At 39.2% G+C, this 18,839-nt stretch carries 14 protein-coding genes; all 14 read right to left on the bottom strand.

Features of this window, described 5'->3' with window-relative positions:
• Position 1 precedes the first annotated feature (1 nt).
• The 14 genes from BUA72_RS01150 to rplA all read right to left on the bottom strand — a co-directional run bounded on the left by BUA72_RS01150 (position 2) and on the right by rplA (position 18,828).
• A complete protein-coding gene (locus BUA72_RS01150) occupies positions 2–529 on the bottom strand; it encodes an ankyrin repeat domain-containing protein (RefSeq protein ID WP_072921425.1) in 528 nt (175 codons plus the stop codon).
• Positions 526–1,071, bottom strand: coding sequence for a YceI family protein (locus BUA72_RS01145; RefSeq protein ID WP_072921423.1), 546 nt, complete (start codon positions 1,069–1,071; stop codon positions 526–528). Before BUA72_RS01145 ends, BUA72_RS01150 begins: the two co-directional genes overlap by 4 nt.
• Before the next feature lie 12 nt (positions 1,072–1,083).
• On the bottom strand, positions 1,084–1,425 hold the full coding sequence (locus BUA72_RS01140) for a c-type cytochrome (protein ID WP_072921421.1): 342 nt from the start codon (positions 1,423–1,425) through the stop codon (positions 1,084–1,086).
• A 1-nt stretch (position 1,426) separates the two neighbouring features.
• Entirely contained in the window at positions 1,427–2,269 is an 843-nt protein-coding gene (locus BUA72_RS01135) for a DUF5777 family beta-barrel protein (RefSeq protein WP_072921419.1), read from the bottom strand.
• 126 nt (positions 2,270–2,395) lie between these two features.
• Positions 2,396–3,046, bottom strand: a complete 651-nt coding sequence (locus BUA72_RS01130; RefSeq protein WP_047452846.1) for a Crp/Fnr family transcriptional regulator — start codon at positions 3,044–3,046, stop codon at positions 2,396–2,398.
• A gap of 273 nt (positions 3,047–3,319) precedes the next feature.
• Entirely contained in the window at positions 3,320–3,625 is a 306-nt protein-coding gene (locus tag BUA72_RS01125; protein ID WP_034723398.1) for a DUF3467 domain-containing protein, read from the bottom strand.
• 87 nt (positions 3,626–3,712) lie between these two features.
• A complete protein-coding gene (gene rpoC / locus BUA72_RS01120) occupies positions 3,713–7,978 on the bottom strand; it encodes a DNA-directed RNA polymerase subunit beta' (RefSeq protein ID WP_047452847.1) in 4,266 nt (1,421 codons plus the stop codon).
• An 88-nt stretch (positions 7,979–8,066) separates the two neighbouring features.
• Positions 8,067–11,888 carry a DNA-directed RNA polymerase subunit beta gene (gene rpoB / locus BUA72_RS01115; RefSeq protein ID WP_047452848.1) on the bottom strand — a complete coding sequence of 1,274 codons (3,822 nt, stop codon included), beginning with the start codon at positions 11,886–11,888 and terminating at the stop codon, positions 8,067–8,069.
• A 462-nt stretch (positions 11,889–12,350) separates the two neighbouring features.
• A complete protein-coding gene (locus BUA72_RS01110; protein WP_083544095.1) occupies positions 12,351–14,948 on the bottom strand; it encodes a T9SS type A sorting domain-containing protein in 2,598 nt (865 codons plus the stop codon).
• A gap of 40 nt (positions 14,949–14,988) precedes the next feature.
• Positions 14,989–16,161 carry a hypothetical protein gene (locus BUA72_RS01105; protein WP_047452850.1) on the bottom strand — a complete coding sequence of 391 codons (1,173 nt, stop codon included), beginning with the start codon at positions 16,159–16,161 and terminating at the stop codon, positions 14,989–14,991.
• A 138-nt stretch (positions 16,162–16,299) separates the two neighbouring features.
• Complete coding sequence (locus BUA72_RS01100) at positions 16,300–16,836, bottom strand: hypothetical protein (RefSeq protein WP_139259465.1); 537 nt, start codon at positions 16,834–16,836, stop codon at positions 16,300–16,302.
• A 271-nt stretch (positions 16,837–17,107) separates the two neighbouring features.
• On the bottom strand, positions 17,108–17,476 hold the full coding sequence (gene rplL, locus BUA72_RS01095) for a 50S ribosomal protein L7/L12 (RefSeq protein WP_034723387.1): 369 nt from the start codon (positions 17,474–17,476) through the stop codon (positions 17,108–17,110).
• A gap of 45 nt (positions 17,477–17,521) precedes the next feature.
• The gene (rplJ, locus tag BUA72_RS01090) at positions 17,522–18,118 is read right to left on the bottom strand and encodes a 50S ribosomal protein L10 (RefSeq protein WP_047452852.1); all 597 of its coding nucleotides are present in this window, start codon (positions 18,116–18,118) and stop codon (positions 17,522–17,524) included.
• Positions 18,119–18,135: 17 nt separating this feature from the next.
• Positions 18,136–18,828, bottom strand: coding sequence for a 50S ribosomal protein L1 (gene rplA, locus BUA72_RS01085; protein ID WP_034723382.1), 693 nt, complete (start codon positions 18,826–18,828; stop codon positions 18,136–18,138).
• Positions 18,829–18,839 lie beyond the last annotated feature (11 nt).

Genomic DNA, 18,839 nt, shown 5'->3' with positions numbered 1-18,839 from the left:
TTTAATTTTTTAGTAGGTTGATGATTTCTTTGTTGTTGGTCTGTAATGCATATTCAAAAGGAGTCATTCCCATTGAATCTTTCTTGGATTTATCTGCTTTATGTTTAAGCAGTAACTCGATCAGCTCTTTGTTCCCGAACTTTACGGCCCAGAACAAAGGCGTTGCTCCGGTAGAATCTGCAATGTTGGGATCAGCATTTTTACTTAGCAGGTAAGTGGTCAGCTCTTTATTATATTTTACAGAAAGTCCTGCCAAAGCAGTTCCTTCCTGGCTTTTATAATTGACATCTTTTACATTGTCCATCAAAAATTTAGCCACTTCCGTATTTCCTCTGTAGCATGCGAGGATCAGAGGAGAAAAGCCATTTTCATTGGTTTTGTTGATAATATCCGGATCCTGTTTCATGAGATCTTTTACTTCAGCTAATGTTCCGGTTCTGGCAATATCAAATATAGATTTTGCTTTTTCCTGGGCTGATGCAACAGATAAACTCAGGAAAATACCGATGATAAGGAGTACGTTTTTCATTGTTTTGCCATTACATAATTATACTCCACCTTTACATTTTCTGCTACTTTCTTGGTTACCATTTTCGGAATGGTCACGTTGTGGTCTACAGGTCTTGCCATAAAGCTTCCCTGCATATATATTTTCCCGTCTTTGGCATAAACCGTAGCTGCAGAAGTAACTGCTTTATCTACGCCATGAAAATTCAAGGTTCCCTGAACGGTGTATTTCTGTGGGGAAGCACTCAATTTCGTTTTATCAAAATTCGCGATCTTTCCTTTAAAGGTTGCTTTAGCATATTTTGCGGTTTCCGCATAGCTTTCGTTGAAGTGTTCTTCCATTAATTTGGTTTTAAAATGGAAATTTTTCACAACTGAAACGGAAGCCATTTCACCGTTATCTGCATTCAGGATCACTACATTATTATCATCCTTGGCGTACACATCTTCGAACAGCGGAACGGATGCCTCAAAGGTCACATTCCCTGTTTTGGTGCTGTATTTCTGGGCAGAAGCAAATCCAGTAAAAAACAGCACGGCACTCATTAATACTAATCTTTTCATATCAAATATTTTTTAATTTTCAGCAAGCCCGTCGGCTTTCCATTTTATGAAGACATTGATTTGGGTCTGTGATAGGGATCCGCCCTGTGGCATTTTTCCGGCGTCACCATTGGGTCTTTGTATTCTGTTGAGAATCCCGTCTATATTATTCTTTACATCGCTGTACGTAACCAGAGGTTTAAAACTTCCTCCACCGTGGCAGCTGATGCAGTTGTTGTCCACAATGGTTTTCACCTCAGCATTGTATTTTACGGTTACCGTAATGGGTGTATTATCCGAAATCTCTTCATAGGTCCTGCTGTCACAAGCCATGAACAAAGCGGCTGATGACAATATGTATAGTATCTTTTTCATCTTAAAAAACTCTATAAAGGTTAAACCCAAAGAATATCTGCCCTTTTCCCCACTTGCCTGCTGCATTGGAAAGGTAACCGATATCTGAATTGATCTGGGAATTCGAGAATAAAAGCTGGAACACGTGTCCCCCGGTTTCTATATCCATCCCTAATGAAAGAGGATTTTTATAGTAACTGTGATTGTCGAAATTCACAAAATATTCTGCGTTGAGAGAAATTCTTTTGGAAATTTTATAACGGCCTCCCAATCCGGCAAGAAACTGATTCTTATCCTCAAGGGCTGGATCGTAAAGGTTTTTATGAATGTATGAAGGGGTCAGCTGCAGAGAAAACTTTTCGTTGAATCTTCTTGAAATCAGCGCCTGGGTTAGATAAGCAAGCCGGTCACCGAATTTGAGGTAAGGATAGTTATCTTTATCCAGATCTGTATTTACGGCCATCACGTTGTACCCTACAATATCTACAGGACTTTTTTCAGTCTGCTTTACCAGCTTATACTTTACCGCTCCTTCGAATGTTTTCATATTCGTTTCTCTGGAAAGACTGACTGAAATTCCGTCTGTAACCCCATAGATCACCCCTAATTTGGTGGAGGCATCATCGAGGCCGAAAAAGTTTTTAAATCCTGTACTTATGTCCCCGAAACGGTGAGCTACCACAATATACCATTCTTTTTTGGCGGAAAGTTTGGTGGATTGTCCGGTGACTATCTGTAAGGCTTTAAAGGCAGGCTGGGATACTTCTGCATTGGTTTTGAGTGTGTCAATATCTTTCAGCAAGTCTTCCTGCGCGGAGGCAAGACCTGATATCAATACCGACAAAAATAAGAGAGTTTTTGTCATATACTATTTGAATTAAATTATGATATGGCAAACTTATCGAGTTATAAAGTCAAAAGTATGTGATAAAAGTCACCAGAGAAATTGTTTTTATCAATGATAAAGATAAAATCATTAAAACATCATACATTAGAGTGATCTAACATTTTCATTTACAGGAATTTTGATGCCTTCTTTGGTCTGAATAATTTCACCTTCATTTTCAATCTTTTTTAAAACTCTGCTCACCACTTCTCTGGAAGTTCCCAAATTACTGGCAATTTCACGGTGCGTAATCTTCAGAGGATTGTTTCCGGTGGCTGAAATCTGCTGACGGATGTAGTTCAGGACTCTTTTGTCCAGTCTGTGAAATACGGCATCATTCACCATATTCATGACATCGGAGAAACGCTTGTCATACTCATGATAAAATACCCTGTTGATTTCCGGAAACCGGATGAGCCATTCGTGGACTACCGAAACAGGGATAAGAATTACTTCAGATTCTTCTTCAGCAACGGCATATATTCTGCTGGTGTAATCTGTAAAGATAGATGAGAACGTCATCAGACAGCTGTCGTTTGGTTTTATGTAGTAATAGATGAGTTCTCTGCCGTCGTTAAGAGTAAAAACTTTTATAGACCCTTTGATCAGAAACGGGACATACTTGTTTTTCTGCCCTTCTCTGATAATCTCGGTTTTTGCTTTGATGTCTGTGACTATGGCATTTGCATGCAGTTCGTTTAAAAAATCTCCGCCTAGAAACCCGAATTTATTAAGAATAAATTGATTATTTATCATATCCGCTGTATCATTTTCATAGCAAATATATAAAATTGGACTATTGAAATAGCAGAAAAACAACATTCTTTAATTATCTCTGCCAAAAACTTAACAATCCATTAATTAATAGGTAAATTTTAAATCAAAACTCATAGTTTACTTGAAATACATACTATATGAAATCAATAAGTTCAGTCGTTTCTTATTAATTTATCTAATAAATGAAATATAATATATAACAAAAATGCCCCGGTAAAAACCGGGGCATCCTTATGTATTGTAAGAAAAATCTTATGCTTGTACGTTGTTACCTCCTAATACGAAAGGCTCAACTTCTTTGATTTCTCCGAACTGCTGCTCGTAGTTAGCAATGTTCTGTTGAAGAGCAGATAATACTCTTTTAGCGTGAAGTGGAGCAAGAATGATTCTTGATCTTACTTTAGCCTGTTGAACACCCGGCATTAACTGGATGAAATCTACTACGAACTCAGATGGAGAGTGGTTTACCAATGCTAAGTTAGCATATACTCCAGCAGCTACCATTTCGTTCAATTCGATGTTGATGTTTCCGTCTTGTGGATTTTGATTGTTGTCCATTGTTATAAAATATGTTTTTAAAATTCGAAATTTGAGATTGTGAAAATATAAAAATAAATCCAAACCTCAAATTTCAAATCATTAATTTTAGTTAAGGTCTTCGAATTCTTTCTTAGAACCCACAATTACATTCTGATATTCTTTAAGACCTGTACCTGCAGGGATTCTGTGTCCTACAATTACATTTTCTTTAAGACCACTTAAGAAGTCAACTTTACCAGCTACTGCTGCTTCGTTAAGAACTTTCGTAGTTTCCTGGAATGATGCTGCAGACATGAATGACTTAGTCTGAAGAGCTGCTCTTGTAATACCTTGCAATACAGGCGTTGCTGTAGCAGGTAAAGCTTCTCTTACTTCAACTAAGGCATGGTCTTCACGCTTCAGTTTAGAGTTTTCGTCTCTTAATTCTCTGGCTGTAATCATCTGACCTGGCTTGAATTCTTTAGAATCACCAGCTTCTACTACAACCTTAAGACCGAACACTCTGTTGTTTTCTTCCAAGAAGTCAAACTTATGCTCAAGAGCTCCTTCCAGGAACTGAGTATCACCTCCATCTACGATAGATACTTTCGTCATCATCTGTCTTACGATGATCTCGAAGTGCTTATCGTCGATTTTTACCCCCTGAAGACGGTAAACTTCCTGAATCTCATTTACCAGATATTCCTGAACCGCCGTTGGACCTTTGATTCTTAAGATATCATCCGGTGTAATAGAACCGTCAGAAAGTGGTGCTCCTGCTCTTACGAAGTCATTCTCCTGAACAAGGATCTGGTTAGAAAGTTTTACCAAGTAAATTTTTCTTTCACCAGTTTTAGCCTCTACGATCAATTCTCGGTTACCTCTCTTAATTTTTCCGTAAGAAACTACCCCGTCGATTTCAGTAACAACCGCTGGGTTTGAAGGGTTTCTTGCTTCGAATAGTTCGGTAACTCTCGGAAGACCTCCGGTGATATCCCCTGCTTTTGCAGATTTTCTTGGGATCTTGATCAAGACTTTACCAGCCTTAATTTTTTCACCATCGTTTACCATTAAGTGGGCTCCTACCGGTAAGTTGTATGCTTTCTGCTCAACTCCTTTAGAATCTACCACCTTCAGTGTAGGTACGGCTTTCTTATTTCTAGATTCAGAGATTACTTTCTCTTCGAATCCTGTTTGTTCGTCAATTTCAAGCTGGAATGAGATACCCTGGATAATGTCTTCGTATTCAACCTTACCTGCAGTTTCTGCAATGATTACCGCGTTATACGGATCCCACTTACAGATTACATCTCCTTTCTTCACTTTATCACCAGGCTTCACTGCTAATTCAGAACCGTAAGGTACGTTAGCAATCATCAATGGTGTTCTGGTTTCGTTATCCGCTACCAATCTGAATTCCGTTGAACGTGAAACAACTACCTCAGCAGTTTTACCGTTTTCATCTTCAGAAGTAATTGTTCTTACTTCATCCATTTCAACGATACCGTCTCTTCTTGCAACGATAGATGGGTTTTCTGAAACGTTACCTGCAGTACCCCCTTGGTGGAAGGTTCTCAACGTAAGCTGAGTACCTGGTTCCCCAATTGACTGTGCACCGATAACCCCTACAGCTTCACCCATGTGGATCATCTTACCAGTCGCAAGGTTTCTACCGTAACACTTCGCACAGATTCCTTTTTTGGTTTCACAAGTAAGTGGAGAACGAACTTCAACAGCTTCTAATCCTGCTGCTTCAATTCTCTTCGCCAATACTTCATTAATTACCTGATCTGCTTCAGCGATTAGTTCGTCTGATTCCGGATCATAGATGTTATGAAGAGAAACTCTACCTAAGATTCTTTCAGAGATCTTTTCAACGATCTCGTCATTTTTCTTAAGTGCAGTAACTTCAGTACCTCTAAGCGTTCCACAGTCGTCCTCAGTAACGATAACGTCCTGAGCAACGTCTACCAATCTTCTTGTAAGGTAACCAGCATCGGCAGTCTTAAGTGCGGTATCCGCAAGACCCTTACGGGCACCGTGGGTAGAGATAAAGTACTCTAGAATCGAAAGACCTTCCTTAAAGTTCGCAAGGATCGGGTTTTCAATGATCTCCGCACCGGTAGAACCAGCTTTTTGCGGTTTTGCCATCAATCCTCTCATCCCTGATAACTGACGGATCTGTTCTTTAGAACCCCTCGCCCCGGAATCAAGCATCATATATACAGAGTTGAATCCACCTTGGTCAGATTTCATTCTGCTCATGATCATTTCAGTTAATCCTGCGTTGGTGTTTGTCCAAACGTCGATTACCTGGTTATAACGTTCTGTATCGGTGATAAGACCCATGTTATAGTTGGCTCTAATCTCGTCTACCGTTTCAATAGATGTAGCAATCATCTTTTTCTTCTCAACAGGAACTACAATATCCCCAAGTGAGAATGAAAGACCTCCTTTGAATGCATTAGAATAACCTAAATCTTTCATTGCATCAAGGAACTTCACTGTTGTAGGGAAATCAGTATCAGCTAAAACTCTACCGATAATATTTCTCAGTGATTTTTTCGTCAATAGTTCATTAACGTATCCTGACTGTTTTGGTACAATCTGGTTGAATAGAATTCTACCTAAAGAAGTTTCGATTAATTTTGTTGAAATCTCTCCGTTTTCTTTAACAGGTAGTCTACATCTTACTTTAGCATTTAATGAAACTCTTCCTTCAGCATAAGCGATTTCCGCTTCTTCCGGAGAATAGAATGCAAGACCTTCACCTAAAACTTTCATATCTTCTGTAGAGCTCAATTCTTTAGTCATGAAATAAAGACCAAGAACCATGTCCTGAGAAGGTACCGTAATAGGAGAACCGTTTGCCGGGTTCAAGATGTTCTGAGAACCTAGCATCAATAACTGAGCTTCAAGGATCGCCTCTGGGCCTAACGGTAAGTGTACCGCCATCTGGTCACCATCGAAATCGGCGTTGAATGCTGTTGTTACCAACGGGTGAAGCTGAATCGCTTTACCTTCGATCATCTTCGGCTGGAATGCCTGAATACCCAGTCTGTGAAGGGTAGGTGCTCTGTTCAATAGAACCGGGTGACCTTTCATCACGTTTTCAAGGATATCATATACTACAGGCTCTTTTCTGTCGATGATTCTCTTTGCAGATTTCACAGTTTTTACAATTCCTCTCTCGATCAGTTTTCTGATGATGAACGGTTTGTAAAGTTCTGCTGCCATATCTTTAGGAATACCACATTCGTGAAGCTGTAAGTTTGGACCTACAACAATTACGGAACGCGCAGAGTAGTCAACCCTTTTCCCTAGTAAGTTCTGACGGAAACGACCTTGTTTACCTTTCAATGAATCAGAAAGTGATTTCAATGGTCTGTTTGATTCAGATTTTACAGCAGAAGATTTTCTTGTATTATCGAATAATGAATCTACTGATTCCTGAAGCATACGCTTCTCGTTTCTCAAGATTACTTCAGGAGCTTTGATCTCCAATAGTCTTTTCAGACGGTTGTTTCTGATAATAACTCTTCTGTAAAGGTCATTTAAGTCAGAAGTTGCGAAACGTCCTCCATCCAATGGAACCAATGGTCTTAGTTCTGGTGGTATTACAGGAAGCACACGCATAATCATCCACTCTGGTCTGTTGATCATTCTTGTATTAGCACCTCTTAGTGCTTCTACAACGTTCAATCTTTTAAGAGCTTCAGTTCTTCTTTGCTTAGAACCTTCGTTGTGAGCTTTGTGTCTTAAATCGAAAGACAATGCATCAAGATCGATTCTTTTTAACAGATCTTCCACAGCTTCAGCACCCATTCTGGCGATGAATTTGTTTGGATCAGAATCATCAAGATACTGGTTTTCCACAGGAAGAGTTTCCATGATATCAAGGTACTCTTCTTCTGTGAGGAACTCCATGTTATCGAAGTCAGAACCGTCTAATTTTTTAGCAATACCCTGCTGAATCACTACATATCTTTCGTAGTAGATGATCATGTCTAATTTCTTAGAAGGAATTCCTAAAAGGTAACCGATTTTGTTTGGTAGAGAACGGAAATACCAGATGTGTGCGATAGGCACTACAAGGTTGATGTGTCCGATTCTTTCTCTTCTTACTTTTTTCTCAGTAACTTCTACCCCACAACGGTCACAAACGATCCCTTTGTAACGAATTCTCTTGTATTTACCACAAGCACATTCGTAATCCTTTACCGGACCGAAGATTTTTTCACAGAACAACCCGTCTCTTTCAGGTTTGTGCGTTCTGTAGTTAATAGTTTCCGGTTTTAAAACTTCCCCTCTTGATTCCTGAAGAATCGATTCCGGTGAAGCTAAACCGATGGTTATTTTATTAAATCTACTTGATTTATTTTTATTTGACATTGTTTTGTTTTTAGATTAAAAGATTAAGAGATTTGAGATTTGAGACTTTTTTAAGTCCCGTGTCTCGTGTCTTAAAGTCTCTCGTCAATTATTCTTCAAGTCTTACATCAAGTCCAAGACCTTGTAGCTCGTGAAGTAATACATTGAATGATTCCGGAATACCTGGTTCAGGCATAGATTCACCTTTTGCAATAGCTTCATAAGTTTTCGCTCTACCAATCACGTCATCAGACTTCACGGTCAGGATCTCTCTCAGGATGTTAGAAGCTCCAAATGCCTCAAGAGCCCAAACCTCCATCTCTCCGAATCTCTGACCTCCGAACTGAGCTTTACCTCCTAACGGCTGCTGAGTAATCAGTGAGTAAGGTCCGATAGAACGTGCGTGCATCTTATCATCTACCATGTGTCCCAGTTTCAGCATGTAGATTATCCCTACCGTAGCCGGCTGAGTAAATCTTTCCCCGGTACCACCATCATAAAGGTGAGTGTTACCAAATTTAGGAAGACCTGCTTTTTCTGTGTACTCAGTAATCTGATCAAGCGTTGCTCCATCGAAGATTGGCGTAGCGAACGTCATTCCCAGTTTCTGACCAGCCCATCCAAGAACTGTTTCATAGATCTGTCCGATGTTCATACGAGAAGGTACCCCAAGTGGATTCAATACGATATCTACTGGTGTTCCGTCTTCAAGGAATGGCATATCTTCTTCACGAACGATTCTTGAAACGATACCTTTGTTACCGTGACGTCCTGCCATTTTATCCCCTACGTTCAACTTACGTTTCTTAGCGATATATACTTTAGCCAATTTCATGATACCAGCCGGAAGCTCATCTCCGATAGAAATTGCGAATTTCTCACGGTTTTTAACTCCCTGGATGTCATTGAACTTGATTTTATAATTGTGAATCAACTGTTTGATCAATTCATTCTTATCGTTATCTACCGTCCAGTCTGCACCGCTTACGTTAACGTAATCTTCAACTGAAGTCAATAATTTGTGAGTGAATTTCACACCTTTACCGATGATTTCTTCATCAAGGTCATTGGTAACTCCCTGAGAAGTTTTACCGCTTACCAGTGTGTTTAATTTTTCAATTAAAGTATTTCTCAACTCATCAAACTTAGCCTTGTAAGTGTTTTCAATCTCTTCAAGTTTAAGTTTTTCTTCAGTTCTCTTCTTTTTATCTTTAATGTTTCTAGAGAACAATTTTTTGTTGATAACAACCCCTCTTAGTGATGAATCTGCTTTCAATGAAGCATCTTTCACATCACCGGCTTTGTCACCGAAAATCGCTCTAAGAAGTTTTTCTTCAGGAGTTGGGTCAGATTCACCTTTTGGAGTGATCTTACCGATCATAATATCTCCAGGCTTCACTTCAGCACCAATTCTGATCATACCGTTCTCGTCAAGATCTTTGGTAGCTTCTTCAGAAACGTTTGGAATATCTGCTGTAAGCTCTTCCATACCTAATTTGGTATCACGAACTTCAAGAGAATATTCATCTACGTGGATTGAAGTAAACCAGTCTTCACGTACAACTTTTTCATTGATTACGATTGCATCCTCAAAGTTGTATCCTTTCCAAGGCATGAACGCTACTACTAAGTTTCTACCAAGAGCCAGCTCTCCGTTTTCTGTAGCATAACCGTCGCAAAGTACCTGACCTTTCTGTACCGTCTCACCTACTCTTACGTTTGGTCTTAGGGTAATCGTCGTACTCTGGTTGGTTTTTCTAAACTTAGTAAGGTTGTATGTTTTAGTAGCAGACTCGAATTGTACTAAATCTTCGTCGTCGCTTCTTTCGTATTTAATAGTGATTCTATCAGCATCTACATATTCTACAAGACCTGTACCTTCAGCATTGATCAAGATTCTTGAATCTTTAGCAACCTGCTGTTCCAGACCAGTACCTACGATTGGAGCTTGTGGCTTCAACAATGGAACGGCCTGACGCATCATGTTGGATCCCATCAATGCACGGTTCGCATCATCATGCTCCAGGAATGGAATTAATGAAGCTGAAATACCAGAGATCTGGTTTGGTGCAACGTCGATAAGATTAACCTGAGATGGCTCAACTACCGGGTAGTCACCATCAAGTCTTGCGATAATTCTGTCTGTTAAGAATTCACCGCTGTCAGTCAATTCTACGTTCGCCTGAGCAATTACTTTATCTTCTTCGTCTTCTGCATTCAGATAGATAGGGTCAGCAGTAAGATCGATCTTACTGTTTTCTACTTTTCTGTATGGAGTTTCGATGAAACCAAGGTTATTGATCTTAGCATAAATACCTAGAGATGAAATCAAACCGATGTTTGGTCCTTCCGGAGTTTCAATCGGACAAATTCTTCCGTAGTGGGTATGGTGAACGTCACGAACCTCGAAACCTGCTCTTTCTCTTGATAAACCACCAGGCCCTAGTGCAGAAAGTCTACGCTTGTGCGTGATCTCTGATAGCGGGTTGGTCTGGTCCATGAACTGAGAAAGCTGGTTGGTACCGAAGAACGAGTTAATTACTGATGTTAATGTCTTAGCATTTACAAGGTCAAGTGGAGTAAAGATTTCGTTATCTCTAACGTTCATTCTTTCCTTGATTGTTCTTGCAATTCTTGAAAGACCTACACCGAACTGTCCTGCTAACTGCTCTCCAACGGTCTTGATTCTTCTGTTTGATAAGTGGTCAATATCATCCACATCAGTTTTTGAGTTTACTAACTCAATTAAGTGTCTTACAATCGCAATGATATCTTCTTTTGTAAGAACTTCAGTTGTAGTTGGAATGTTTAGGCTTAACTTTTTGTTTAGTCTGTAACGTCCTACTTCACCTAATGAATATCTCTGCTCAGAGAAGAATAATTTCTCAATGATTCCTCTTGCTGTTTCCTCATCTGGTGGATCTGCATTTCTTAACTGACGGTAGATGTACTCTACTGCCTCTTTTTCAGAGTTCGTAGGGTCTTTCTGTAATGTATTCTGGATGATAGAGAATTCATTGCTGTTTTCTTTGTGAATCAGGATAGATTTCACACCAGCATCAAGAATAAGATCTAAATGTTCTTTTTCAAGAATAGTTTCTCTGTCTAAGATGATCTCGTTTCTTTCGATAGAAACTACTTCACCTGTATCTTCGTCTACGAAATCCTCGAACCAAGTGTTCAATACTCTCGCAGCCAATGTTCTTCCTTCCACTTTTTTAAGGGCAGCTTTAGAAACTTTCACTTCTTCAGCAAGGTCGAAGATCTGAAGGATATCCTTATCAGACTCATAACCGATCGCTCTTAATAGAGTAGTTAATGGTAACTTTTTCTTACGGTCGATATAAGCGTACATTACGCTGTTGATATCTGTCGTAAATTCCATCCAAGATCCTTTAAAAGGGATAATTCTTGAATAGTACAGTTTAGTTCCGTTAGCGTGGTAAGTCTGTCCGAAGAATACACCAGGTGAACGGTGAAGCTGCGTAACGATAACTCTCTCAGCACCGTTGATGATGAAAGATCCACTAGGCGTCATATAAGGAACCGGGCCTAAATACACATCCTGAACCACCGTTTGGAAATCCTCGTGCTCAGGGTCTGTACAATACAATTTAAGTCTTGCTTTAAGAGGAACGGAATACGTCAATCCTCTTTCCACACACTCGTTAATTGAATAACGTGGAGAATCTACCAGATAATCAAGGAATTCCAATACAAACTGATTTCTAGAATCGGTAATTGGGAAGTTTTCCTGGAAGGTTCTGTATAAACCTTCGTCTGTTCTGTCTTCTGGAAGGGTATCAAGCTGGAAAAAATCTCTGAAAGACTCTAACTGGATGTCCAGGAAGTCAGGAGTGATAATTTTTCCTTTTGCTGATGAGAAGTTAATTCTCTGATTCCCCCTTGTTGTTGCTGTTGTTTTACTCATAAAACTTTTAAGAAAGGGTTAAAAAATATTTTGATTCATTCAAAAATATCAGAAGAAGACAAAAAGATAAAAGAGGAAAGAGAAAAGAATAAGTGGGAAAATTTTGGCGCAATTATCGGTCTTTATTCTTTGTTCTTTATTCTAGAAAGTCTTTGATCTAACTTCTAACTGCAACGCTGGTATATCTTTTCACAGCGTAATGCAAAATATTTTTATTACTTTTGAGGCGGAATGAGCCGCAGTATCTATATACGAGAAATCCCTTTCATTATTTTCCATGAAAGAGCTGATTTCCAATATTTTATAGATTTTCGTACAATGATTCGCGCCAAAAGAGGGACAAAGGTACAAAAACTTATCCACATAGACAAATAAAACCTCTTCATTTTGAGAACGTTAAACGTATTTACATAAGAAAGGCCATCCCTGAGGGACGGCCTTTCGTGTATAGATTATGAAAAATTACTTCACAATAATTTTATAAGATTTCACGGTTGACTTGGTTTCTATTTTTACTACATAGATTCCAGCCGGAAGTGAAGCTGTATTGATTTCAGTATTACCTGAGAATTTATCTGATCTAATCAACTGCCCCTGAGCAGAGAATAACGTATAAACACCGTTTTCTTCAGATCTTACATTAAGGTTTTCACCAGATTTTACAGGGTTTGGATATACTTTAATATCATTAGCCTTTTCTGTAATATCAGAGTCGATTCCTTTTCCAGACTTCATCTGAGCGTTTTTCAACAGAGCAGCATACGGTGAAAGTGGAGAATTTGGCGCTCCTCTTTTCACAAGATCTGTATCTACAACTGCCTGGATACCATCTTTGTCAAGATCCACAATTCTGGAAATAAATCCTGCTCCAAAATCATCAAGATCACTCTTACCGATAGCATAAAGGTCAAAAACATCTCCGTTTGAATTCAAGTCAACGAAATCTGGCTTATCATCACCGTCTGTATTTTTCAGAGGGTATTTCAATATTCCGGAATCCGGAGAAGTTTCTAAGATATCTGCAATACCGTTGGTTCCTACCGCCACACCTTTATCAATAATACCGTTGCGGTCTGTATCAATCTGGTTGATCACTGATGTTGGAATACCGGATTCAAATAAATCTAAGATCCCGTCATTATCAGAATCAAGATCCAGATAAGCTGCAATTCCGTCTCCCAATACCTGAACAGGTCCGAATACCCCTTCTGTATCGTCATCTTCAAATTTACCATTCTTGTCAAGATCTTCTAATGCGTCTGGAATTCCATCATTGTCAGAGTCAAGGTCACAAGCATCCATAATACCGTCTCCATCTGTATCCAGTGTAGGCGATTTATCGTTTACAGCCGTACATCCTTCTGCACAGTCAGGAATACCGTTTCCATTTAAGTCAATGCTGTCGTTACCGTTTGGACATTGGTCAAAACAGTTAGGAACACCATCATTATCATCATCTCTGCTTGCAAAAGCATTGTAGATATTATAGTTTTGAGGGATACGTACTCCTGTACCACTGTAGAAAGTCACCTTAATACGATTGAAAGGCTTTGTAGATTTTCCTCCCACATAGAATTTATTAGAATCTGTCGTGAAGAAATTTCCACTGATCAAACTTCCTGTACTCGTGAAGCTATCTGTCTGTGTATTATTATTGTAAAGTGTTACCGTAATATTTTCAAGCACACTTACCCCGATCAGGTTAGCCGCTTTTTCCAATGTAAATCCTGCATACGTATTGGCAGGAAGCAAAGTATTAGTACCTACCGTAGCATAAGCTGAGAATATACTCAGAAATGAAGCTGCAGGAAGCGTTGCTGTTGCATAATTGGAAGTATTGGTATCTACAATAGCTGACGTATTTGTCATTTTCGCTAAGATAAGACCTAGAAATCCAGGCCCTGAAGTCCAGTTAGATCCAGTCACTATATTTCCGGGAATAGCAGAACCGCTGGTCTGAATCTTATCATTACAGTCGCAAGTTGCAGGCTCTTCAAATGCGTAGTATACTTTCAGAGATCCTAAATTAACCCCTAAAGTCTGAGTAATTTTCAAACGAACTTCGTTGAAAGGCTTGGAAGAAGTCAATGTCACTTTCTGTTTTCCTGAACCAAAGCCTAAAACTTTAATATTAATCAGTCCTCCTCCATCAAATAATGTTTTGGAATCCTGAAGCTGACCATATAAATACGTTTCTACTGTAATATTTTTAAGAAATTCTGCACTTAATAATTTCCCTTCATCATCAGGAGAAATTACAAAACCGGTTTTGTTTCCAGCCGGATAGACTTGGTTTTTGTCTAATACCCCTACTGAATAAGACCCAAGAAGACCCACAGGCAATACAACAGATCCATAAGAATTTTTGTCACCGTCTCCAATTCTTTCTTTATTCTGGATAAATGAAAGCGGAGCCAGGAAACTGCTGCTTCCCGATACATTACCGTCTACACCACTTCCCGCAATGATATCATCACAGATACTATTTTGATCAACCGGTACTTTAGCCGGATCGAATGCAAATGCATAATACACATTCATTGAACTGAATACAGACAATGCATTCGTTTGATATAATCTTACTTCATTAAATTCTTTTGTCGTTTTTAAATGAAGAAAAATTCTGTTCTTGCTTCCTCCGAATGCAGGAACAGATAATAAGGTACTGCTGCTGGTTGTTTCCTGAAGCACACCATTTTTATAGGTACTGATTCTTAGAGAGCTTAGCAAGTCTACGGTAATGAAACTTGTTCCAAGGTCTACATTAAATCCGGTAATATATCCCGCCGGATACATTCCGTTTGTATTCTTTACAGAAATACCGTTTCCACTTAAAAGGGAAGCAAAGTTCCCCATGCTTACGCTGTTATCAAGGTTTGCATCCACTACCGGATTCATACTTCCGCTATAACACGCCAGACAGATCCCTGAATTGTTCACAGGTTTTGCCTCTACCCCCATCCCACGGATAGGCTCGTACCCTTTTTGAGCAGATAATGCTGCAGACATCATGAAGACCATGAGTATCGCCGCCAATCTATCGAATAATTTTTTTGCCATTGTTTTGTTTTTATTTTATGTTAAGAGTTTGTGTTTATGATTATAAAGTCTGCCACCCATAAGTGGTATTGTTCGTCTGTTTGCAGCCAACGAAATTACCGGATGTTACACCCAGCACAGTCGTTACCTCATAAATGATAGATCCTGCATTACTGGCATCACAGGTAGGTCTTGTAGCAGTAGACTTGATCTGAACCGCCTTGCTTACTTCCAGATCTGCATAGTTTGTGGAATTGGGATTCATATTGATTCCCACATCAGTAAGGACTGTCCCTACGGCACCCTGTCCGGAAAACACCTGTGTGGTATTGGCATAAGTAGACTGGCTACCTGTAGAAGTTCCTCCAATCCCTATGGCAATAGAACCTGTTCCGGCTACCGTGTTATTACTTCCGAAAGCAAAATTATTCAGAGTAACCGTGTTATTGGCTCCAAAAGCAAAACCTCCCCCTGAAGCATCATTGGAATATCCTACCGCAACTGCAACAGAGTTTCCTGTTCTGTTAAATCCTCCGAAAGCGAAATTATTAGCAGATACCGCTGTATTTCCGGCACCAAAAGCTTTCCCTCCATTGCTCACTACATTTGTAGATCCGATGGCGACTCCAGGGAAATTAGCAGCAGAAGCAGTCGCTGTATTTCCTCTTCCCAAAGCGATGTTATTTGAAGTAGCATTGATCACATTCGTACTTCCCCATGAAAGACTGGAAGCATTTTCACCTCCTCCTGACAAGCCTCCTGCCGCATCAAGGACCGCATGCACTTTATTGGCCGTGATCATCACAAGATCGGCAGTTCCTTTAGTTCCCAAATAATTGGCGGAAGCCGGTGCAGCTCCCAAAACCTCTGCCGATGTAGAAATTTCACCGCTGGCGTTTCCTTTCACCTGCCATTCTGTTCCTGTTTGTTTTTGCCACTGTGTCCCGTCAAAATAATAATATCCCGGAGTGGTAATATTGATAGTCTGTCCAGCCGGAGCAATGTCTGCCAGTGTTACATATACTAATGCCCCTGTCTGAGCCGTCCCATATGTTTTTTTATTCAGCTCGGTCTCGGTCAGTCTGGGAGCAATAATCCCATCCATTTTTGTTGTTACCGAAGGAGACCCAACCACATCCAGGGTTGCCTGGCCTAGATTCGTATTAATTCCTACTTGTGCGTTTATCCCAATATAGAAGGACAAAGCCGCGAGCGTTAATAATCTGTTTTTCATTTGTAGTGATATTTGTCTTTTTTTTTGTGTGTTTCATTTGTTGAGAAGAGGCATACAGGTCCTTTTTACACTCTGGTCAGGAGCGGAAAATGTTTATTTTTCGTTAAAGTGGATGGATGTAGTGTGCCTGCGGTAGGATTAAGATAATTTATCCGGAAATTCAATAATAGAATCAAAACCTCCAAGACTTTTAGAATCTTCGACGGAATACCTGGTGGATTTTCCGTGTTGCCCAATTTTCATATCAATAGACATAAGGCCTAAATACTGATGACTGCCGAACAGTTTATGGGGTGTTATAAAAGAAAGGATTTCCTTTAAAGAATCATGATGAACCAAAGCAGGGCGGATAGATTCTGCACTCCTTGTTTTCATATGATATGCGTGTCTGAAACTCATCTTATTCTTCTGCTGTTCTCTATCAGTATCCATTTCCGGAGAAATGTAGCTGACAGCAGTAAGAGACGGTTCAGTAGCGGAACTTACAACTTTATCTTTCCCTGAGTTATCTGCGGGGTTTTCAAAACAATCTGTTTTATAAGAATAGCACAAGGAGACAGTAGATTTCTGTACTGTTGATGATATGGTGCTTAGACTTCCTATCTGCAGTGCGGCCAGCATACTGATACAATATGCTACAGCAGAGCCATAGAAGATAAAGTAACTTCTTTTCAAATGTGTGTGTTTTTTTTCGGTACAAATATAGTAAATTTTCAATCAAAACAATATTTTAATATTAAATTTTGATATTAAATAAACAATTCTATGAATAATAAATATTTAATTATGTTAAATAAGAGTAAATTCATAATCATATTCATATATACAACAACACACAGCAAACATATTGAAATACCACTGAGAAATATGCACGGTTTCAGGATGTTATAAAAACAAAAAAGCCCGGACATTGCTGTCCGGGCTTCCTATTTTATAGTAAATTGAATTATTTCAATTCTACTTCAGCACCAGCTTCTTCTAATTGCTTCTTAAGAGCTTCAGCTTCGTCTTTAGAGATTCCTTGCTTGATAGCAGCAGGAGCTCCGTCTACGATATCTTTAGCTTCTTTAAGACCAGCACCAGTTAAATCTTTTACCAATTTAACGATAGCCAATTTAGAAGCACCTGCAGACTTAAGAATTACGTCGAATTCAGTCTTTTCTTCAGCAGCTTCACCTGCACCACCTGCAGCAACTACTACAGCAGCAGCAGCTGGCTCAATTCCGTACTCATCCTTAAGGATAGTAGCTAATTCGTTTACGTCTTTTACTGTTAGGTTTACTAGCGTTTCAGCTAAATTTTTTAAATCTGACATTGTTGTAATGTTTTTGTTGATTATTTATTTAATTTTTTGAGAGTATTATTCAGCAGCTGGCGTTTCGTCAGTGCTTTCTGCAGCAGGAGCTTCTGTAGCCTCAGCAGCAGGAGTTTCTTCTACAGCAGGTGCAGCAGCTTCTTCAGCTGTAGCTTCTACTGTTTCAGATTTGTTTTGAAGAGCAGAAACAACTCTTTGAATTGGAGACTGAAGTAATCCGATGATTTCACCGATCATTTCTTCTCTAGACTTAATGCTTACTAGAGCATCAAGGTTGTTGTCACCAACATAGAAAGTTTCCTGAACAAAAGCAGATTTTAAAGCCGGCTTCTCTTCTTTTTTTCTGAAGTCTTTGATTAATTTTGCAGGAGCATTAGCTGTATCAGCAATCATCAAAGCAGAGTTACCTTTGAAAGTTTCAAACATTTCAGAGAAATCTACTCCGTCAATTTGCTCCATTGCTTTTTGTAAAAGTGTATTTTTTACTACTTTCACTTTGATATTTTGCTTGAAAGCCTGTCTTCTGAAATCAGAAGATTTAGCAGCGTTCAAACCGTCTAGATCTGCTACGTAAACTACTTTCGCATCCTGAAGCAAATCTTTGATCTCTTGTATTGCTACAACTTTTTGGTCTTTTGTCATTGTCTTAAGGATTATTATTAGTTAACAGATTTACTATCAATTGCAATACCTGGGCTCATTGTAGAAGAAAGATAAACACTCTTCACATAAGTACCTTTAGCAGCAGTTGGTTTCATTTTGATCAATGTCGAAATTAATTCCTGAGCATTTTCTTTGATCTTAGCAGCATCGAAAGATACTTTACCAATACCAGCATGGATGATACCATACTTGTCTACTTTGAAATCAATTTTACCTGCTTTTACTTCAGCTACTGCTTTACCAATTTCCATGGTTACAGTTCCTGATTTAGGGTTAGGCATTAGACCTCTTGGACCTAGTACTCTACCTAATGGACCTAATTTACCCATAACAGCTGGCATCGTAACGATAACGTCAACGTCCGTCCAACCTTCTTTTATTTTCTGTAAATATTCGTCAAGACCTACATAATCAGCTCCAGCTTCTTTAGCTTCAGCTTCTTTATCTGGTGTAACAAGAGCTAAAACTTTAACATCTTTACCAGTTCCGTGAGGAAGAGATACTACACCTCTTACCATTTGGTTTGCTTTTCTTGGATCTACACCCAATCTAACAGCGATATCTACAGAAGCATCAAACTTCGTAGTGTTTACTTCTTTTACAAGAGCAGAACCTTCTTCAAGGCTATAGATTCTTCCTTTTTCTACTTTGCTTAAAGCTTCCTTTTGCTTTTTAGTCAATTTTGCCATTTCTATTAGTT

The organism is Chryseobacterium sp. OV279, assembly GCF_900128945.1.
Lineage (GTDB): Bacteria > Bacteroidota > Bacteroidia > Flavobacteriales > Weeksellaceae > Chryseobacterium.
Note: the sequence above shows the minus strand (reverse complement) of the source record. Positions and strands in the feature narration are given on the sequence as shown.